Source organism: Arthrobacter sp. NPDC058127 (assembly GCF_042884555.1).
In the GTDB taxonomy this organism is placed as follows: Bacteria; Actinomycetota; Actinomycetes; order Actinomycetales; family Micrococcaceae; genus Arthrobacter.
In genome coordinates, this window is sequence record NZ_JBHVTT010000035.1 from 1 (window position 1) to 16,584 (window position 16,584).

The window sequence follows — 16,584 nt, forward strand, 5'->3', positions numbered from 1 at the left end:
CACACTATTGAGTTCTCAAACAACAGACACACCCGGCACCACCCACACCCACCAAAGGGTCCAGGATCGCTCCGGAGCAACTTTCCAAACTTACCAGACACGCTCTCCCCGCGCAACTCCCGAAACCGGGAACCGCGCCGGACAAAACACCATCCGCGACCCCCGGAAACCGCACCGGAACGCAAGAAAGCGAACCAGGAATTTGGTTTCCATTTGAAAGGGAGTCCGTCGCAATTTTTCCGCATCAGCGGCGGCGACTCGATCTACTCTACACACCCCAAAGACCCCACGCAAATCACGCCTGCACCACCATCCTGGACCCCAAGACCCTCTACAACACGGCGATTTCGGGCCCAACTCCAGCGGAATAAAGGCCATTCGGGCCGCAATGCGCAAACATGCCGTGCGTCACAAAACAAGCGGCGCGGCGCCGCCACCAAGCCGCCCCGCCACCAGCCGCGCCGCCACCCAGCGGCGCCGCCCCGCGCGTCTAGTGCCCGGCTGCTCCCTCGGTCTTGCGCATCATGGTGGACAGCACTACGGCAACCACCGCAATCAAGGTGGCGGTCAGGAATGCGGCCTGCATCCCGGCAACAAAGCCGGAGGCAGCCGAGACCACGGCGAAGATCGAAACCAGGAGCGCAGTCCCTGCGGCTCCCGCCACCTGCTGGAGTGTGCTCATGATGGCCGAGCCGTGCGAATAGAGGTGGGGCGGAAGCGGGTTGAGGCCAGTGGTGAACGCCGGCGTGAACAGCAATGCCAACCCCAGGCTAAGCACTGCGTAAAGAACCACGACCCACCACAGGGGGCTGCTCGCGTTGAGCATCGAAAACTGCCACAGCGTGAGCACCAGCAGGATGGAACCCGTGACTGTCAGTGGAAGCGGACCTATCTTGTCGAACAACCTGCCGACCACCGGACCGAGCAGGCCCATTGCCAATCCGCCCGGAAGGAGTGCAAGTCCAGTCTCCATCGGCTGCAGGTGGAGGACGTTCTGCATGTAGAGCGGTAGCAGGATGACTCCGCCGAACAGGGCCATCATGGCAACCACCATGAGCAGGACCGACACCGTGAACATACGGAAGTTGAACGCCCTGAGGTCCAGCAACGGCGCGTCGGACTTCTGCAATTTGAGCTGGCGGAAAACGAACGCCACCATGCACAGGACACCGATCACCAGCGCAGCGATCGGAACCGCCGTTGCTCCGGCATGGCCGCCGATCTGGCTCAGTCCATAGACCAGCCCGCCGAAGGCAGGAACAGTCAAGACCACGGAAACGAAGTCCAACTTGACGTTGCCGCGTTCACCGACGTTGGTCAGGAACTTGGCGCCGATGCCCATAGCCAACAAGGCCACCGGCAGCACGAAGACGAACATGAATCGCCACGAGAAGTGGTCCAGGATGATCCCGGAAACCGTGGGGCCCAAGGCCGGCGCAACCGAGATCGCAATGGTCACGTTGCCCATCACGGCACCGCGGCGGGACAGGGGTACCAAGGTCAGGATGGTTGTCATCAGCAGCGGGAGCATGATTGCCGTGCCGCCCGCTTGGACGATGCGCGCCAACAAGAGCACTCCAAAACCCGGGGCTAGTGCCGCGAGCAGGGTGCCGCTGCTGAACAGTCCGATTGCCAGGAGGAACGCGGCTCGAGTGGTGAGCCTCTGGAGGATGAAGCCCGTAGTGGGGATGACCACGGCCATGGTCAGCATGAATCCAGTGGAGAGCCACTGGACTGTGGGTGCGTCGACATTGAGGTCCGTCATGAGCCGCTGCAAGGCGACGTTCATGATGGTCTCGTTGAGGATCACCACGAAAGTGGCCACGAGGAGCGTGACGATGACGGTGACAGACTCGCGCGACATCCTGTCGCTGGCTTGCTGTGTCCCCGTTTCCGGCACGGGATTGCCGTGCGCGTCTGATGTGACGTCGGTAGACATGAGGATCCCTCAGCTTTGGGTGCGATGGTTTCCGGTGCTCCGCACCGGTCGAGATTGCAACAGTCTAAGCCTCAAGCGCATTCCCGTCAGCAACTTAATCCAAACGTTTGCGGACTCGCATCCGAAAGTTAAGAGTCCTCAGGAACTCAGCGGCACGTTGTCGATCAACCGCACCGGTCCGACCTTCGCCGCAATGATCGCAAGCCCTTCACCCCGGAAAGGAGTTTCCTTGCAGTTTTCGGCGAGCGGTTCCAGCGTGCGGGGGTCGACAACATCGAAATAGTCCAGCGTCACGAGAGGCTGCGATTCAACGAGCGCGACGGCGGAGTCCAGCTCGAGCGGTTCGTTCGCCAGGGCGCGGGACTCGAGGAGGCGGAGGGCCCGGGACAGAACCAGCGCCGCTTCCCGCTCTTCTTCGGAGAGGAAACGGTTCCGGCTGGAAAGCGCCAGCCCTTCCGCGTTACGCACAGTAGGCACCGCCACGATGTCCACCGGAAAGCTGAGATCGGCCACCATCCGCTTCACGAGGGCCAACTGCTGGGCATCCTTCTGGCCGAAGTACGCGCGGTACGCGGCAGCACCGCCGTCGACCGCTGGACCGCCAGGCAGTCCGTAGTGCAGAAGTTTGGCGACCACTGTGAGGGCGCCGTCAAAGTGGCCGGGACGCGAGGCGCCCTCCCATTTCTCACCCAGCGGTCCCGATGTCACGCGGACCAGAGGCTCCCCACCGGGGTAAACCTCGTCAACAGAAGGGGCGAAGACGAGATCCACTCCCTCGGCGTCAAGGAGGGCCATATCGGCATCAAGCGTGCGCGGGTAGCGTTCGAGGTCCGCGGCCTCGCCGAACTGCAGGGGGTTCACGAAGATGGAGGCCACCACCACGTCGTTCTGCTCGACGGCGGTGCGGGCCAGCGCTGCGTGACCGGTGTGCAGCGCTCCCATCGTGGGGACGAGGCCTTGAGAGCTGCCACGCTTTTCCGCGAGCAACCGCGCACTTTCGGCCCGCAGTTCCGCCGCGGTGGTCACAAGTTTGATTGCCATGGTCAGTTTCCTTCCTGCGTCCCGGCGGCATCGTTGCCTGGACGGTCTTCGCCATTGTCCGGCGTACTCGAGCTATCCAAGGCGTTGTTGATGTCGCCAAGCTGGCCCTCCTTGAGCAGTCCGCGATTGACCGCCCGCCGGGCCGTGGCGAGGGCCATCGCCCGGTACGCGGCAAGGACATCGCCGCCCGCACCGCCGTCGTACTCCTTGAGCGCCTCCGCATGGGCGGCCACGGTTCCCGAATCCCCTCGGGCCACAGGCCCGGTCAGAGCCGATTCGCCCGAGGCCAGCGCATTCTCCAAGGTGGCGCGGAGCAAGGGGCCGAGCATGCGTTCCGGGGTGTCGACGCCGATGTCCCGGAGCAGTTGGGAGGACTGGGCCACGAGGGTGACCATGTGGTTCGAGCTGTGCGCGAGGGCTGCGTGGTAGAGCGTGCGATCGGCTTCGGCAATGGCCACCGGTTCAGCGCCCATCTCCACCACGAGGGCTTGGGCGATGGGCAGCATCGCGGCGTCCGCGGTGACCCCGAACGTGCAGTCCATGAGCCGGGTGAGGTCCAGGCTCATGCCCGTGAACGTCATGGCCGGGTGGAGCGCGAGCGGAATGGCACCTGCCGCGCGGACCGGCTTCAGTATCCCGACGCCGAACCGGCCGGAAGTGTGCGCCACGAGCTGTCCGGGCTGCCAAGCCCCGAGCTTGGCCAGTCCAGCTACGAGCTCACCGAGGGCGTCGTCTGGAACGGCGAGGAGCACCAACTCTGACCGCTCCACGATTTCCTGGATTTCGAGGATCGGAACCCCCGGCAACAGCGTCTCCGCCCGCTCCCGGCTCGCCTCCGACACTGCGGAAACCCCGACGACGGCGTGCTCGGCCCCGCGCAGCGCCGCACCTAGTACGGCACCCACCTTTCCAGCGCCGATGATTCCTACGCCGAGTCGTCCTGGCCTAGCCATGGTCGGGTTCCTCCTGGGTTGATGCACGCCGGATGGCATGCGCGGCGGGCGGGGCTGGCACCGGCATCGCCGCGGGCGGAAGTTGCGCCAGCCATTGCTCGCTACTTTGCAGTTTGCGGGCTTTCCGCGCCCGGGCCGCCTGCTGGTCGAACAAACTTACTGCTTCCTCTGTGGCCGCCTGGATGAGCCGGGGCGCCACGGGCCCTGGAGTCGTATGCAACACGAGGTCGGCCACGCCGAAGAGCCGGGCCAACGGACCCTGGTGGAGGGCGATGGACTGGGTTCGCTGATGCGGGACCATCACCAACTTCCGCCACAATCGGCCGGAACGCAGCAGCAGGGCCGTATCCGTTGAAAGGAAGCCGTTGCGTCGCCAGCCCAACGGGGAAAGTATCCAGGCACGCTTGGGGGTGGTGACGAAGCCGGCGCCGGAATCCAGGCCGGTCAGCCCGGCTGTGAACACGCGCTCGGGGTCGGCGGTACCGGGGTCGGGCAAGACGAGTGAGAGCATCATCATCACCTCGGGCTTCCGGCCGACCGGGAGCAGCATGGTCCGGTGCTCCCCTTCGCTGCGGTGGTGTTCACCGTAGCCGGCAACGTTCACGTGGATCCTGTACCAGCCGAGAATGCGCCACAACGGCGGCTGGGTGACCTTGAGGGCCTGGATGCGGCCGGGAGGCACGGTCTGTGCCCGGGTATCCAGGAGTCCGTAGCGCAGGCGGATGCCGTCCGGGGAAATCGCCGCCGTAAAGTTGTAGCCCGTGTTGAACGAGCGCCAGTAGGCGGTACCCAAGCCGAGGATTGCCGGAATCAAGTAGAGGATGAATGCCCGGGACTCGGTCAGCACCGACACCAGGACCGACGCGATGGCGCTGAGCACAATGAAGAGGCTCTGCTCGCTCAAGATCAGCGAACCGACAAGCCTCCCAGGCGGCACATAGAGCACCACCTGTTCGGGGGCCTCTGGCACCTCGACCGTTTCGCTCCCGTCAGCAATACCTGCAGCCCGGCCCAGGATGGTGGCACGGAGCTGTTTGGCCTGCGCGAGCCTGAGGTAGGAGAGCCGCACGGCCGAGTGGCCGGCGTCGGCCACCTCGAACTTCAGCTCCGCGAGCCCGAAAATACGGGCAAGCAGGGGCTGCACGATGTCGATGGCCTGGACCCGGTCAAGCCGCGCCTGGCGCTGCTGTTTGAACAGGAAGCCGGTGTTGACCCGGACATAGCCTTCGGCAAGCTGATACCGGGTGAAGTACCAGCTGAGGATGAAGGACCCCAAAGCCAGCAACAGCACGACGCCGCCCCCGGCCAGGAGCCAGAGCGTGCGTTCGTTGAAGTTGTCGCCAATGGTCCCGCGGCCTTGCAGCGTTCGTTCAAAGGTATCGCGGCCGAAGAAATAGATGATCGCCGCAAGCGCCACCCATCCCCGCACGAATGGCGACGCCGGGTGCACGCGGTGCCAGTCGCCGTCGACGACCGTCTGTTCCTGGGTCACAGCCCGGCCAGCCTCGCTTCGCCGCGGGCCGAAAGCTGCTCGCGCAACCGTGCTCCTTCAGCGGCGGGAAGTCCCGGAAGGTGGGCGTTGGTTCCGGCGGAAGCGGTGTGGAGCTTGAGGGTGCACAGCCCGAGGACCCGCTCGACGGGCCCAACCGCCACGTCGACGTACTGCATCCGGCCGTAGGGAACCACCATGGTCCGCTGGAAGAAGATACCGCGGCGGATCAGCAGGTCGTCGTCGCGCTCCGCATAACCGATTGCCCTCACTTGCCTCGGGATCAACACAAGGCGCCACAGTGCAATCAGCAGAAGGGCCGCGGGAACGGCGACGGCGAGCCACAGCGGCGGCCATTTCCACCACCCCAGTTCCACGAAGAGCAAGGGCAGGCTGAACAGGCCGACCATGATCACGTTGCCGATGGCCCACTCGACGAGCCGCACCGTCACGTATTTCGGCGAAACGCGCAGCCACTGGATGCCAGGAGGATCAATCGCCGCGGTATGCATATTCGCCTTCGCCCTTGGTTTCGCCACGGCGTGAATCCCGGACTCCGGGGCCGCCTTCCAGGTCTTCCGGTGGGATGCGGCAGAACCGCTCCACCACGAGCCCGACGACGGTCATGATGAGCCCGCCGCCGCCCATGATGAGCGCGAGCCAAAGGATGCCTTGGTCACTGCGGAGGCTCCAGAGCCGGAGTTGCTCAATCACGATCCCCACATGCCAGCCCAGCAGCACCGTGCCCGCATAGGCGCAGGCCTGGGCCAGGATCAGGGTTCGCGCGGCCAGGATGGGGTTGAGCATGGTCTTCTTCTTGCCGTTGCGCCAGCGCAGGACGCGGATGCCCATGATCAACGTCAGCACGGCGATGACGCCCATGGTCACCAAAGCGGAAGGAGGAAGCACCGGCGTCGCCATGCTGTAGCGGGTGGTGAGCACAGTGGTAAGCCAGCCAACCGCGGCAAGAACGACCGCGATGATCGCCAACAAGAGCGGACGCAGGGCCTTCATGGACTATTCCACCGCTCCCGCGGCAGCGACGCTGCCGGATCCGTCGAAACCGTCGAAAGGCCGAAGCCCCGGAAAGTCCTCGGCCTTGGCGGCCAGTTCGGCGACGCTCTCGCCGTTGAGCCGCGCCGCAGGATCCAGGAGGGCCCACGGATAGAGCACGAAGGCCCGCTCCGCAGCCCGCGGATGCGGCAGGGTCAGGGTTTCGTCGTCGCTTGTGAGTTCGCCGTAGACAATGATGTCCACGTCCAAGGTGCGGGGCCCCCAGCGGACCTCGCGGACCCGGTGGTGCTTTTGTTCGACGTCGTGGCAGTGCTGCAAGAGGTCCAGCGGCGCAAGGGTGGTCTCAACGGCGATCACCATGTTGAGGAAATCCGGTTGCCCCACGGGCCCGCCCACGGCTTTGGTCTGCACCACGGGAGAAACACCGAGCAGGCGGATTTCCGGGCGGTCAACGAGGTCGGCAACGGCGGTGGACAAGGTGTCATTCCGCTCGCCCAGGTTGCTGCCGAGGGCCAGGATGGCCTTCGTGAATGGGGAGGTCATGCACGCTCCCTGTGGACACTGACAGTGACGTCGCCGAAGGGCACTTCGATGGGAGCTTTGGGTTTGTGGACCGTGACATCGATGGCGGCGATGTTGAAGCCAGCCAGGATCCCCTCGGCGATCCGCACCGCGAGGGCCTCGATCAGGTTGAGCGGCTCGCCCGCAATGAGGGACGTAATGTACTCGGCCACTTCACCGTAGTGCGCCGTGAACTGCAGGTCATCGGTTTCCGCGGCCTTGCTGAAATCGGTGTACAGCACCGCGTCGACGACGAACGGCTGTCCGTCACGGCGCTCGAAGTCGAAGACGCCGTGATGCCCGACGGCGGTAACGCCGGTTAGTGTGATCTTGTCCAAACCGGTTCCTCCCCCTTTGTTCACGAAGCTTAGTGTCTGATGCGTGCGGCAACCTTGACGGCGTCAAGGCTGGGGCCGACGTCGTGGACGCGCACGGCCCAGGCGCCGTTCGCGGCACTGATTGCCGTGATTGCAGCGGTGGCATGGTCGCGTTCCTCCGGTGCCGCCGCCTTGCCGGCCACGGTCAGGAGCGTTCCGAGGAACCGCTTGCGGGAAGCTCCGATCAGGACCTTGTGGCCAAGTTCATCCAGCTTGCCGATGTACTTGAGAAGTTGCCAGTTCTGGTCCTCGTCCTTGGAGAAGCCCAGGCCCGGATCCACAATGATTTGTTCCGGGGTGACGCCTGCCGCGTAGAGCTTGTCGCGGACGCCCTTGAGCTCCTCGATGACTTCCTCCACGACGTCGCCGTAGTCGGCAAGGCTGTTCATGGTCTCGGCGTCGCCCCGGCGATGCGTCAGGACATAGGGCACCTTGGTACGTGCGACGAGTTCGGCCATCTCGGGTTCGATGCTCAACCCGGAGACGTCGTTGATGATCGCGGCGCCGGCCTCCACGGCCGCAGCTGCCGTCGATGCGTGTGTCGTGTCGATGCTGACGAGCGCCCCGGCCTTCACGAGTGCCTGAACCACCGGCAAGACCCGGCGCTGCTCTTCTTCCGGGGAGACGGGCTCGGCGCCTGGGCGGGTCGATTCGCCGCCGACGTCGATGATGTCCGCTCCGGCATACAACATGCGCAATGCATGGGCGATGGCGGTGTCCGCCGTGGGGTGCTTGCCGCCGTCGCTGAATGAATCCGGCGTGACGTTCAGAATTCCCATGACAAGCGTGCGGTCGGCCGGCAGGTCCGCGAAGCGGGCGGCCGGACGGGGTTTGCGGAGAATAGGCAGGGGGCTGGTAGCCGGGCCCGTTCCTGGTGCTGCTGCGAGGGAATCCATGGTCTTTGTTACCTTCCGAGTATGAGGCTCATGGCTTCGGCGCGGGTGGCCGGGTCATGAAGTTGCCCGCGTACCGCACTGGTGACGGTCTTGGCGCCGGGCTTGCGGATGCCACGCATGGACATGCACATGTGTTCGCATTCGACGACGACGATCGCGCCCCGGGGCTTGAGGTGGGTCACGAGCGCTTCGACGATCTGGGTGGTCAGGCGTTCCTGCACTTGGGGACGGCGGGCATAAATGTCCACGAGACGGGCAAGCTTGCTGAGCCCCGTCACTTTGCCGTCGTGGGAAGGGATGTATCCAACATGCGCGACGCCGTGGAACGGCACCAGATGGTGCTCGCACGTGGAATAGAACGGGATGTCCTTGACCAGCACGAGTTCCTCATGGTCGAGGTCGAACGTGGTGGACAGGACATCCTCGGGATCCTGGTGCAGGCCCGCGAAGACCTCGGCGTAAGCCTTGGCAACGCGCTTTGGCGTATCCACCAGTCCGCCACGGTCCGGGTCCTCGCCCACGGCAATGAGGATCTCGCGGACGGCGGCCTCGATGCGTGGCCGGTCTACCTTGTATGAGTGGTGTCCGTGGCCGTGGCCGTGGCCGCCTGATTTCCCCCCGGAGGCGCCGCCGAAGTCATCACTGGCGGCACCGCTGAAGTCGTCGTCGTCGATATGAGTCACAGCAGAAAGCTTAGCCTTGATGCGAAACGTCGGTGCCCGCGTCAGGTCCTTGACCGGTGAACGACTCCTGGCTGCTGACTCCCTGCGGGTGCGGGGACTGGGCGTCCAGGGGCTCTTCGAGACGCGCGGCCTTGGCTTGTTCCTGTGCTTCTCGTTCAGCCTTTTCTGCGCGGGATTCCACCGGCGGGATGGTCTGTACCGGACGGGACTCTTTGGAGAGCCAGACTTCGCGGAAATCACGCTTGCGGATGTCGCGGAAGATGTGGGCGATCTCGGCTTGGTTCAGCGTTTCGCGCTCAAGCAGTTCGAGGGCCAACTGGTCCAGTACGTCGCGGTTCTCGGTCAGGATCGCATATGCCTCATCGTGGGCCTGATCGATCAGGCGGCGCACTTCCTCGTCAACGATGTAAGCCACCGAGTCCGAGTAGTTGCGTTCCTGTGCCATATCCCTGCCCAGGAACGGCTCGCCTCCGCCAGCGCCGAGCTTCACGGCGCCGATGCGCTCGCTCATGCCGAACTGGGTGACCATCTTGCGGGCCGTTCCGGTGGCCTTTTCGATATCGTTCGAGGCGCCCGTCGAGGGGTCGTGGAAGACGATTTCCTCTGCAACGCGGCCACCCATGGCGTACGCCATCTGGTCCAGGAGTTCGTTGCGGGTGATCGAGTACTTGTCGTCCTCGGGGACCACCATGGTGTAGCCGAGGGCGCGGCCTCGGGGCAGGATGGTGATCTTCGTGACAGGGGCGGAATTGCGAAGTGCTGCCGCCACCAGGGCGTGGCCGCCCTCGTGGTAGGCGGTGATCTTCCGCTCCATTTCCTTCATGACGCGGCTGCGCTTCTGCGGGCCCGCCATGACGCGGTCGATTGCCTCGTCCAGGGCGCGGTCGTCAATCAGGTTGGCATTGGACCTTGCCGTCAGGAGGGCAGCCTCGTTGAGCACGTTGGCAAGGTCCGCACCCGTGTAGCCCGGGGTCTTCTTCGCGACGCCTTTGAGGTCGACGCCGTGGGCCATCGGTTTGCCCTTGGCGTGGACGCTCAGGATCTGTTCGCGACCAATCAGGTCCGGTGCTTCAACGGTGATCTGGCGGTCGAAGCGGCCGGGACGGAGCAGGGCAGGGTCGAGGACGTCCGGGCGGTTGGTTGCCGCGATCAGGATGACGTTGGTCTTGACGTCGAAGCCGTCCATTTCGACCAGGAGCTGGTTGAGTGTCTGCTCGCGCTCGTCGTTGCCGCCGCCGATACCGGCGCCACGGTGACGGCCGACGGCGTCGATCTCGTCAACGAAAATGATGGCGGGCGCATTGGCCTTCGCTTGCTCGAAGAGGTCGCGGACGCGGGAAGCACCGACGCCTACGAACATTTCGACGAAGTCCGAGCCCGAGATCGAGAAGAACGGGACGCCTGCCTCGCCTGCGACGGCGCGAGCCAGGAGGGTCTTGCCGGTGCCCGGAGGGCCGTACAGCAGCACGCCCTTCGGGATCTTTGCGCCAACGGCCTGGAACTTTGCCGGTTCCGCGAGGAATTCCTTGATTTCCTGGAGCTCTTCGACGGCTTCGTCCGCGCCGGCAACGTCATCGAAGGTGACCTGCGGCATGTCCTTATTGACCAACTTGGCCTTCGACTTGCCGAACTGCATCACCTTGGAACCGCCGCCTTGCATGCGCGAGAGCAAGAACCAGAAAAGCACGCCCAGCAGGAGCACGGGGACGAGGAGCGAGAAAAGTCCGGAGAACCAATTGTTCTCGACGGGCTGGTCCGTGAAGCCGCCGGACGGTTGGGCATTGGTGACGGCCTTGACGACGTCCCCGGCCCGCGCCGTGACGTAGAAGAACTGGACGTTCTTGCCCTTGTCCTGGCCGTCGATGACGAGGTTGTCTTTCAGCGTCAGGTCAACGCGGTTCTCGGCGTCGTAGATTTTGGCCTGGTCCACCTTGCCGCTCTGGGCGAGGATCGCGAGGCCCTTATCGGTGTCGATGCGGGTGGATCCGCCGGGGGCAAGGGTTGCAAATGCCACCAGGAGCAAGCCGACTACGACAACAATCCAGATGCCCGGGCCCTTGAAGAAACTCTTAGCTTTCATCTGTTCGGGGGCTCCGCCCCGTCCCTCCTGGTAGTGCTGCACGGCGCAGCTTCTGCGCGCGTGTGGTGCTGCGTCAGTTTCTAGCTTTACACCGTTCGGAGTGATTCACGCACAGTAAGGGGCAAAAGTTCCCTCTAGGCGTACATGAACAGGGAATTCCGGAAGCTCGCGGGAGAAATCCATGGTTCTTTCAGGATCGCTGCGTAACCGCACAACGAGAAGCGGCCTCCCGAACAGGAGGCCGCTTTCACTCCGCGAACCTGCCGCGGTGGTTCGCTGCGAAAAGAGTTACTCGTAAACGTGCGGAGCGAGGGTTCCCACGAAGTCCAAGTTGCGGTACTTTTCGGCGTAATCCAGCCCGTAACCGACGACGAATTCGTTGGGAATGTCGTAGCCGACGTACTTGACGTCGATCTCGACCTTGGCGGCCGTAGGCTTGCGGAAAGCCGTACAGATTTCCACGGAAGCCGTGCCCCGCGATTCGAGGTTCGTCTTGAGCCAGGAGAGGGTCAGGCCGGAATCGATAATGTCTTCGACAATCAGGACATCCTTGCCCATGAGGTCGGTATCAAGGTCCTTGAGGATGCGCACGACGCCGGAAGACTGGGTACCGGAGCCGTACGAAGACACCGCCATCCAGTCCATGCTGACGTGGCTGTGCAGCGCACGGGCGAGGTCTGCCATGACCATGACGGCACCCTTGAGCACGCCGACGATCAGCAGCTCACGGCCCTCGTAGTCCTTGTCAATCTGTGCAGCAAGTTCGGCGATCCGTTGCTGGATCTGCTCCTTGGTGTAGAGAACGTGTTTGAGGTCTGCCTGGACGTCGTTTGAATCCACCAATGGCTCCTGTGTTGATGCGTGGGTGCGGCTACTGTTGGGGCGATCTTTGATGCCGGAATACTAGCTTCCCACAGCCGCCGCCTTCGCGGGGAACGGCAGTTCCCCGTGCTGAGGCCTCCCTCTCCAATTCGCTCAGGGATACGCGGTAGACGCTGACGCTTCCGGGAAGCTGCACCGGACCCGCCGATCCCTGCCGGCGCAGTAACGCTTCGGCCGCTTGAAGCCGCCCGTAACCGGGCTGTTGGCCCCCGACGTCCGCCGCTGCCTTTGCGATCACCCGGAACCTCAGCGCGGGGGACAATTCCCTCAAGGCGTCTTCGGGAAGCCAGACTCCATCGTCGCTCCGGTTCACGAGGCCCGCATAGCGCTCTGCGGCAAGCTGCTCCAGGAAGTCAGCGTCCTGTTGGAGGATCGCGGCGGTGCGGGCGAGTGATTCGGCAACCCCGGGCCCCAGCTTGTCCTCAAGCAAGGGCATCACCTCAACCCGGGTCCGGGAGCGGGCGAAGGCAGGATCCGCGTTACTGGGATCGTGCCAGGTTTCGAGTTCCTCGACCTCGCAGATTTCGAGCGTTTCCGCCCGGCGAAGGCCCAGGAAGGGACGGAGGAGCTTGCCGCGTGCGGGGCGCATTCCAGCGAGGGAGCGGGTTCCCGAGCCCCGCGCCAGGCCGAGCAGAACCTGTTCGGCCTGGTCGTCCAGCGTGTGCCCGAGCAGGATTGCTCCACAACCGAGTTCGGTGGCGGCTGCTTCGAGGGCCGCATGCCGGGCGTCCCGGGCTGCCGCCTCGGGCCCAAAGCCGGTATCCGCCACGTCCACGGTCCTCAGCTGGACAGGCGAGAGGCCCAGCCCCTCCAGGATCGCCACGGTTCGTGCCGCGACCTCACTCGAGCCTTCCTGCAGCTGATGGTCAACCACGACGGCGGCAACGCTCACGTGGCGGCCGTGCACATGGCCTCGACGGGCAAAGTAGGCTGCCACTGAAGCAAGGGCCAGGGAGTCCGGCCCACCGCTGCAAGCGACGAGGATTCGCTCGGGATAGCCTGCGGAGGCCAGCGCGTCCTGCAACATGTTCCGTGCCTTGCCGACGACTGGCGCCAAACGCCCGGGGCGCCGTCGTCCGCTGCTTGCTGCGATACTCCTGCTTGGTGGGTTTCTACTGCTTGCGCCCGGACCCGATGTGGTACCCGCGGTCACAGCCCCATCCGCTCAAGCCACAGCTTGGAGTCGTGGATTTCGGCTTCCGTGGGCAGTTGTTCGGCCGATTCCCACACCCGGTTCAGGCCTTCCATGCCGGCCACCGCAACCACTTCGCGGACAAACTTGGCTCCGTCGCTGTACTGGCGCATCTTGGCATCCAGGCCGAGGATGTTGCGGATGAATTTCTCGATCACCCCGCGGTCTTTGCCCCGTGCGTTGAAGCGCTGCCTGATGGTCTTCACTGAAGGGACAAGGGTGGAATCGACGGCATCCATCACCACGTTGGCGTGGCCTTCCAGCAAGCTCATGACGGCTGTGAGATGCGAGAGCGAGGCTTTTTCCTCGGGGTTCTGCAGGAGGTCCAGAATGGCCCCGCGGCCGGGTGTGGCACCGGTGGAGCGGTCGCGCAGGGAACGCGCGGCGGCCGTGGCGCGATCCATGATGGAGTCCACATTGCCGATCAGGTTGGCGCTGAGGCGCTCGATTTCCTCAAGCATGTGGGTCCGGAGCCAGGGCGCGGCAGCGAACTGCACCCGGTGGGTCTGCTCGTGAAGGCAAACCCAGAGCCGGAAATCGTCCGGATCAACGTTGAGCTCGCGCTCCACGGAGATGATGTTCGGAGCCACCAGCAAAAGCCTGCCAGCAGGCGGCGCTTTCGAGTCCGGGGCGAGCGCCGCGAAAGGATCGTATTGACCCAGGACCTTGCTCGACAAGAAGGCAAGCACGGCCCCGAGCTGGGTACCCGTGATGGCGCCGCTCGCGGCAGCGGCAGCCGGCGTCATCGCCGGGCCGCGCCGGGAATCCAGCATTTGCTGAAGGGCCGGCTGGAGCATCACGGCAAAACTTTGGGTATTGGCCTTCGCCCATGACGCCCGGTCAACTACCAGGACATGGGAATCGCGGAGATCGCGTGCGGCTTCCAGACCGGTGATGTCATGCACATGCGGTACCGAGATGTCCGCGCTGAACCGCAGGCTGTCCACGGCTTTGCCGATCTGCGCCGGACTCAGTAGTGGACCGGGGGGAGCGAGCCGGGCAGCCGTGGAGGCGGCCAGCTCCCAGTTGATGAGGGACTGGGCTTGCTGCTGAGACTCCATACGAACCATCAGAACACAACAGGCTGAATCTGCGCCCTTAAGTTCGCTCAGCGGCGAACGTCGGGCAGCAGCGAACGTCGGGCAGCAGCGAACGTCAACCACCAGTGCAACCACATGACGCGAGTGCAGTGGCGGCCCTGTCCAGCGCCACCTTGTTTCCCGCTGCGCCCGGCGTCAGCCCGTTGCCGATAAAGGAAAAGACCAGAAGGCGGCCGTTCGCGTCCACTACGTAGCCGCTCAAAGCGATCACCGAATTCAAGGTACCGGTCTTGGCCCGCACCAGCCCCGCCCCTTGGGAGGTGGTGGGGTCTGCGTAGCGGTCACCGAGCGTCCCGGTCAGTCCAGCAACCGGGAACCCGGCGAGGGCGGCGCGGAGACGAGTGTCCGGTCCCGAGGTAATGGCCCGCACAACGTCCGCGAACTGCCGAGCCGACACCTGGTTGCCCAAGGCAAGGCCGGACACGTCCGCCAAGTGCATGGAGTCCGTGGCGATCCCCACTTCCGCCAACTGGGAGCTCACGGCCGCCGTCGCGCCGTCGTTGGATCCCGGCTTTCCCGCGGACAAAGCGGACATCCGGCCGAACACCTCGGCCAGGTAGTTGTCCGAGGTTTCGAGCATCAAGTCCACTTGCTCGCGGACGGTGGCAGACACCACGCTGGCGAGGACGTCCTGTTTTCCGGACGGAGCAGCGGCGCGTTCCACACCCGGGACCACCGTGAATCCGGCCGCGGCGCCCGCGGCTTGGAGCTTTCCCGCGAAAGCCCCGGCGGCGGTGAGCGCGGCGTCTTGCGGGCGCGGACCTGTGGTTGCGCCCGGGCTTGTCCTGGCCGAGTTCAGGGCGAGCGGAAAGATTGGCGCGGTTTCGCCGGCGGCGACGTCGTCGAGGCTCCACGCCGGATTCAAAGCGGGCCCGGTGAATAGGCCATCGTCCAATTGCACCGTGACCGGCCCCTTCACGCCCCGGTCCTGCAGTGCTCTTGCCGCATCCGCCGCGAGGGTCTCCAGGCCGGCATGGCCAAGCACCTCGCCTGGCTGGGACGGGCCGTCGCCGAGCAGGACGTCGCCTCCGGCGCTCAGGATGATGGTCGACGCCGAAGGTCCTGCCAGGACCCGCGTGCTGAAGCGGGTCTCCGGGCCGATCGCCCGCAGCGCCGCGACTGCGGTGAGCAGCTTCATGTTGGACGCCGGCACCCGGTTCTTGGCGCCGTCCCGATCGTAAAGCGGAAGCCCGGTCAGCGCATCCTCAACGACGCCGGTGAAGTCTCCCCCGCCGTCGGGGGTCAGGAGGGCGTTGAGCTGGTTCGTGACATCGGCCGGCAGCGGGACCGGGGCGGAAGCGTCCAAGGGCGCAACGATCTGGGTACGGCTCAGCTGCTTGGGGACTTGTTGCCAGGCGGGCATCTTGGGTGTGGGCGTAACGGCTGCCCCGAAGAGGCCGGCCGCGACCCCGAGGCCCATCGGGACGGCCAAGGCCGCGATGACCAAGGTCAGCAAGACCTGCGGCAGGAAGCGGAAAATGGCCTTCGAAGCAGGGTTCGGGGGCCGGGTCTTCCTGGGCCTGAGAACGGGAGTGTCCTGCTGTTCCGGAGCCTGCTTTTCAGCCTCCGCCTCGTTAACGCCCTTCATGCAGCTTTAGTCCTCAAAGTCTTGAATGTCCCCACCGTTTCAAGAAACTTGGGCCTCTCGCTATATCCTCAATAGTAGTCGGCGGCGTCGGCTGCTCTGTTGCCGCGCCCATGCCAATACCGTCAAGGAGCATTCCATGAAGCACGACGTCACGATCGAGATCCCCAAGGGGTCGCGCGTCAAGTACGAAGTTGACCACGAGACCGGTCGCGTCCGCCTGGACCGCGTCCTGTTCACCTCCATGCAGTACCCCACGCATTACGGGTTCTTCGAGAACACCCTGGGCGAGGACGGCGACCCACTGGATGCACTGGTGCTCCTGCAGGACTTCGACCTGTACCCCGGAGTCATCGTTGAGTCCCGCCCGATCGGCGTTTTCAACATGACCGACGACGGCGGCGGAGACGCGAAGGTCCTGTGCGTTCCGGCCGACCCGCGCTTCGACCACATCCAGGAAATCTCCGATGTCAGCGAATTCCTGATCAAGGAAATCGAGCACTTCTTCACCCGTTACAAGGACCTTGAGCCGGGTAAGTGGGTCAAGGCCGAAGGCTGGGCCGACCGCGCAGCCGCAGAAGCCGAGCTGGAAGCTTCCATCAAGCGTTACGTTCCGGTCGCGCACTGATCCCCACCGCCACCCTAACCTCGCTCCGCTCGGCCAGGGAACCTCCCCGCTACCTCCCCAAACTCGCAAGCTCGTTTGGGGCCCCTCGGTAGCGTGGGCCCAGGCGGCGTGGGCCCTGCGATGGTGCCCGACGGCGGCGGGTGCGGTTCCAGGCGAACCGCACC

Annotated in this window: 16 protein-coding genes; 1 reads left to right on the plus strand and 15 read right to left on the minus strand. The window is 64.6% G+C overall.

All coding sequences use genetic code 11. The annotated features are described in order from the left end of the window. Positions 1-490: 490 nt before the first annotated feature. The 15 genes from ACFVTG_RS24465 to dacB all read right to left on the minus strand — a co-directional run bounded on the left by ACFVTG_RS24465 (position 491) and on the right by dacB (position 15,795). The gene (locus tag ACFVTG_RS24465; RefSeq protein WP_284750920.1) at positions 491-1,939 is read right to left on the minus strand and encodes a DHA2 family efflux MFS transporter permease subunit; all 1,449 of its coding nucleotides are present in this window, start codon (positions 1,937-1,939) and stop codon (positions 491-493) included. A gap of 138 nt (positions 1,940-2,077) precedes the next feature. Next, on the minus strand, positions 2,078-2,980 hold the full coding sequence (panC, locus tag ACFVTG_RS24470) for a pantoate--beta-alanine ligase (RefSeq protein ID WP_390283567.1): 903 nt from the start codon (positions 2,978-2,980) through the stop codon (positions 2,078-2,080). A gap of 2 nt (positions 2,981-2,982) precedes the next feature. Continuing rightward, complete coding sequence (locus ACFVTG_RS24475; RefSeq protein WP_284750922.1) at positions 2,983-3,933, minus strand: Rossmann-like and DUF2520 domain-containing protein; 951 nt, start codon at positions 3,931-3,933, stop codon at positions 2,983-2,985. Further along, a complete protein-coding gene (locus tag ACFVTG_RS24480) occupies positions 3,926-5,425 on the minus strand; it encodes a PH domain-containing protein (protein ID WP_390283570.1) in 1,500 nt (499 codons plus the stop codon). The genes ACFVTG_RS24475 and ACFVTG_RS24480 overlap by 8 nt, the downstream gene beginning before the upstream one ends. Next, positions 5,422-5,934: a PH domain-containing protein gene (locus ACFVTG_RS24485; RefSeq protein ID WP_284750924.1), complete on the minus strand. Its 513-nt coding sequence runs from the start codon at positions 5,932-5,934 to the stop codon at positions 5,422-5,424. Before ACFVTG_RS24485 ends, ACFVTG_RS24480 begins: the two co-directional genes overlap by 4 nt. Continuing rightward, on the minus strand, positions 5,915-6,436 hold the full coding sequence (locus ACFVTG_RS24490) for a DUF3180 domain-containing protein (RefSeq protein WP_390283574.1): 522 nt from the start codon (positions 6,434-6,436) through the stop codon (positions 5,915-5,917). The genes ACFVTG_RS24485 and ACFVTG_RS24490 overlap by 20 nt, the downstream gene beginning before the upstream one ends. A 3-nt stretch (positions 6,437-6,439) precedes the next feature. Then, on the minus strand, positions 6,440-6,979 hold the full coding sequence (folK, locus tag ACFVTG_RS24495) for a 2-amino-4-hydroxy-6-hydroxymethyldihydropteridine diphosphokinase (RefSeq protein ID WP_390283577.1): 540 nt from the start codon (positions 6,977-6,979) through the stop codon (positions 6,440-6,442). Further along, on the minus strand, positions 6,976-7,335 hold the full coding sequence (folB, locus tag ACFVTG_RS24500) for a dihydroneopterin aldolase (protein ID WP_390283580.1): 360 nt from the start codon (positions 7,333-7,335) through the stop codon (positions 6,976-6,978). Before folB ends, folK begins: the two co-directional genes overlap by 4 nt. A gap of 29 nt (positions 7,336-7,364) precedes the next feature. Further along, positions 7,365-8,270 carry a dihydropteroate synthase gene (gene folP, locus ACFVTG_RS24505; protein ID WP_284750928.1) on the minus strand — a complete coding sequence of 302 codons (906 nt, stop codon included), beginning with the start codon at positions 8,268-8,270 and terminating at the stop codon, positions 7,365-7,367. A gap of 8 nt (positions 8,271-8,278) precedes the next feature. Beyond that, positions 8,279-8,953 carry a GTP cyclohydrolase I FolE gene (gene folE, locus ACFVTG_RS24510; RefSeq protein WP_390283584.1) on the minus strand — a complete coding sequence of 225 codons (675 nt, stop codon included), beginning with the start codon at positions 8,951-8,953 and terminating at the stop codon, positions 8,279-8,281. 10 nt (positions 8,954-8,963) lie between these two features. Then, complete coding sequence (gene ftsH, locus ACFVTG_RS24515; protein ID WP_284750930.1) at positions 8,964-11,033, minus strand: ATP-dependent zinc metalloprotease FtsH; 2,070 nt, start codon at positions 11,031-11,033, stop codon at positions 8,964-8,966. A 288-nt stretch (positions 11,034-11,321) separates the two neighbouring features. Beyond that, positions 11,322-11,873, minus strand: a complete 552-nt coding sequence (gene hpt / locus ACFVTG_RS24520; protein WP_059388924.1) for a hypoxanthine phosphoribosyltransferase — start codon at positions 11,871-11,873, stop codon at positions 11,322-11,324. 31 nt (positions 11,874-11,904) lie between these two features. Continuing rightward, positions 11,905-12,942, minus strand: coding sequence for a tRNA lysidine(34) synthetase TilS (gene tilS / locus ACFVTG_RS24525; protein WP_390283589.1), 1,038 nt, complete (start codon positions 12,940-12,942; stop codon positions 11,905-11,907). Between the two features lie 122 nt (positions 12,943-13,064). After that, positions 13,065-14,168, minus strand: coding sequence for a zinc-dependent metalloprotease (locus ACFVTG_RS24530; RefSeq protein WP_390283592.1), 1,104 nt, complete (start codon positions 14,166-14,168; stop codon positions 13,065-13,067). Positions 14,169-14,262: 94 nt separating this feature from the next. Continuing rightward, positions 14,263-15,795 carry a D-alanyl-D-alanine carboxypeptidase/D-alanyl-D-alanine-endopeptidase gene (gene dacB / locus ACFVTG_RS24535; protein WP_390283595.1) on the minus strand — a complete coding sequence of 511 codons (1,533 nt, stop codon included), beginning with the start codon at positions 15,793-15,795 and terminating at the stop codon, positions 14,263-14,265. Between the two features lie 136 nt (positions 15,796-15,931). On the opposite strand from dacB, the gene ACFVTG_RS24540 reads away from it, so the two are divergent. Then, the gene (locus ACFVTG_RS24540; RefSeq protein WP_284750933.1) at positions 15,932-16,420 is read left to right on the plus strand and encodes an inorganic diphosphatase; all 489 of its coding nucleotides are present in this window, start codon (positions 15,932-15,934) and stop codon (positions 16,418-16,420) included. Positions 16,421-16,584: the final 164 nt, after the last annotated feature.

Coding starts and splice junctions, on each gene's coding strand:
- folK (WP_390283577.1), bottom strand. CDS start 6,979: ATGACCTCCCCATTCACGAAGGCCATCCTGGCCCTCGGCAGCAACCTG.
- ACFVTG_RS24465 (WP_284750920.1), bottom strand. CDS start 1,939: ATGTCTACCGACGTCACATCAGACGCGCACGGCAATCCCGTGCCGGAA.
- ACFVTG_RS24490 (WP_390283574.1), bottom strand. CDS start 6,436: ATGAAGGCCCTGCGTCCGCTCTTGTTGGCGATCATCGCGGTCGTTCTT.
- ACFVTG_RS24530 (WP_390283592.1), bottom strand. CDS start 14,168: ATGGAGTCTCAGCAGCAAGCCCAGTCCCTCATCAACTGGGAGCTGGCC.
- ftsH (WP_284750930.1), bottom strand. CDS start 11,033: ATGAAAGCTAAGAGTTTCTTCAAGGGCCCGGGCATCTGGATTGTTGTC.
- panC (WP_390283567.1), bottom strand. CDS start 2,980: ATGGCAATCAAACTTGTGACCACCGCGGCGGAACTGCGGGCCGAAAGT.
- ACFVTG_RS24540 (WP_284750933.1), top strand. CDS start 15,932: ATGAAGCACGACGTCACGATCGAGATCCCCAAGGGGTCGCGCGTCAAG.
- tilS (WP_390283589.1), bottom strand. CDS start 12,942: ATGTTGCAGGACGCGCTGGCCTCCGCAGGCTATCCCGAGCGAATCCTC.
- ACFVTG_RS24475 (WP_284750922.1), bottom strand. CDS start 3,933: ATGGCTAGGCCAGGACGACTCGGCGTAGGAATCATCGGCGCTGGAAAG.
- dacB (WP_390283595.1), bottom strand. CDS start 15,795: ATGAAGGGCGTTAACGAGGCGGAGGCTGAAAAGCAGGCTCCGGAACAG.
- ACFVTG_RS24485 (WP_284750924.1), bottom strand. CDS start 5,934: ATGCATACCGCGGCGATTGATCCTCCTGGCATCCAGTGGCTGCGCGTT.
- folP (WP_284750928.1), bottom strand. CDS start 8,270: ATGGATTCCCTCGCAGCAGCACCAGGAACGGGCCCGGCTACCAGCCCC.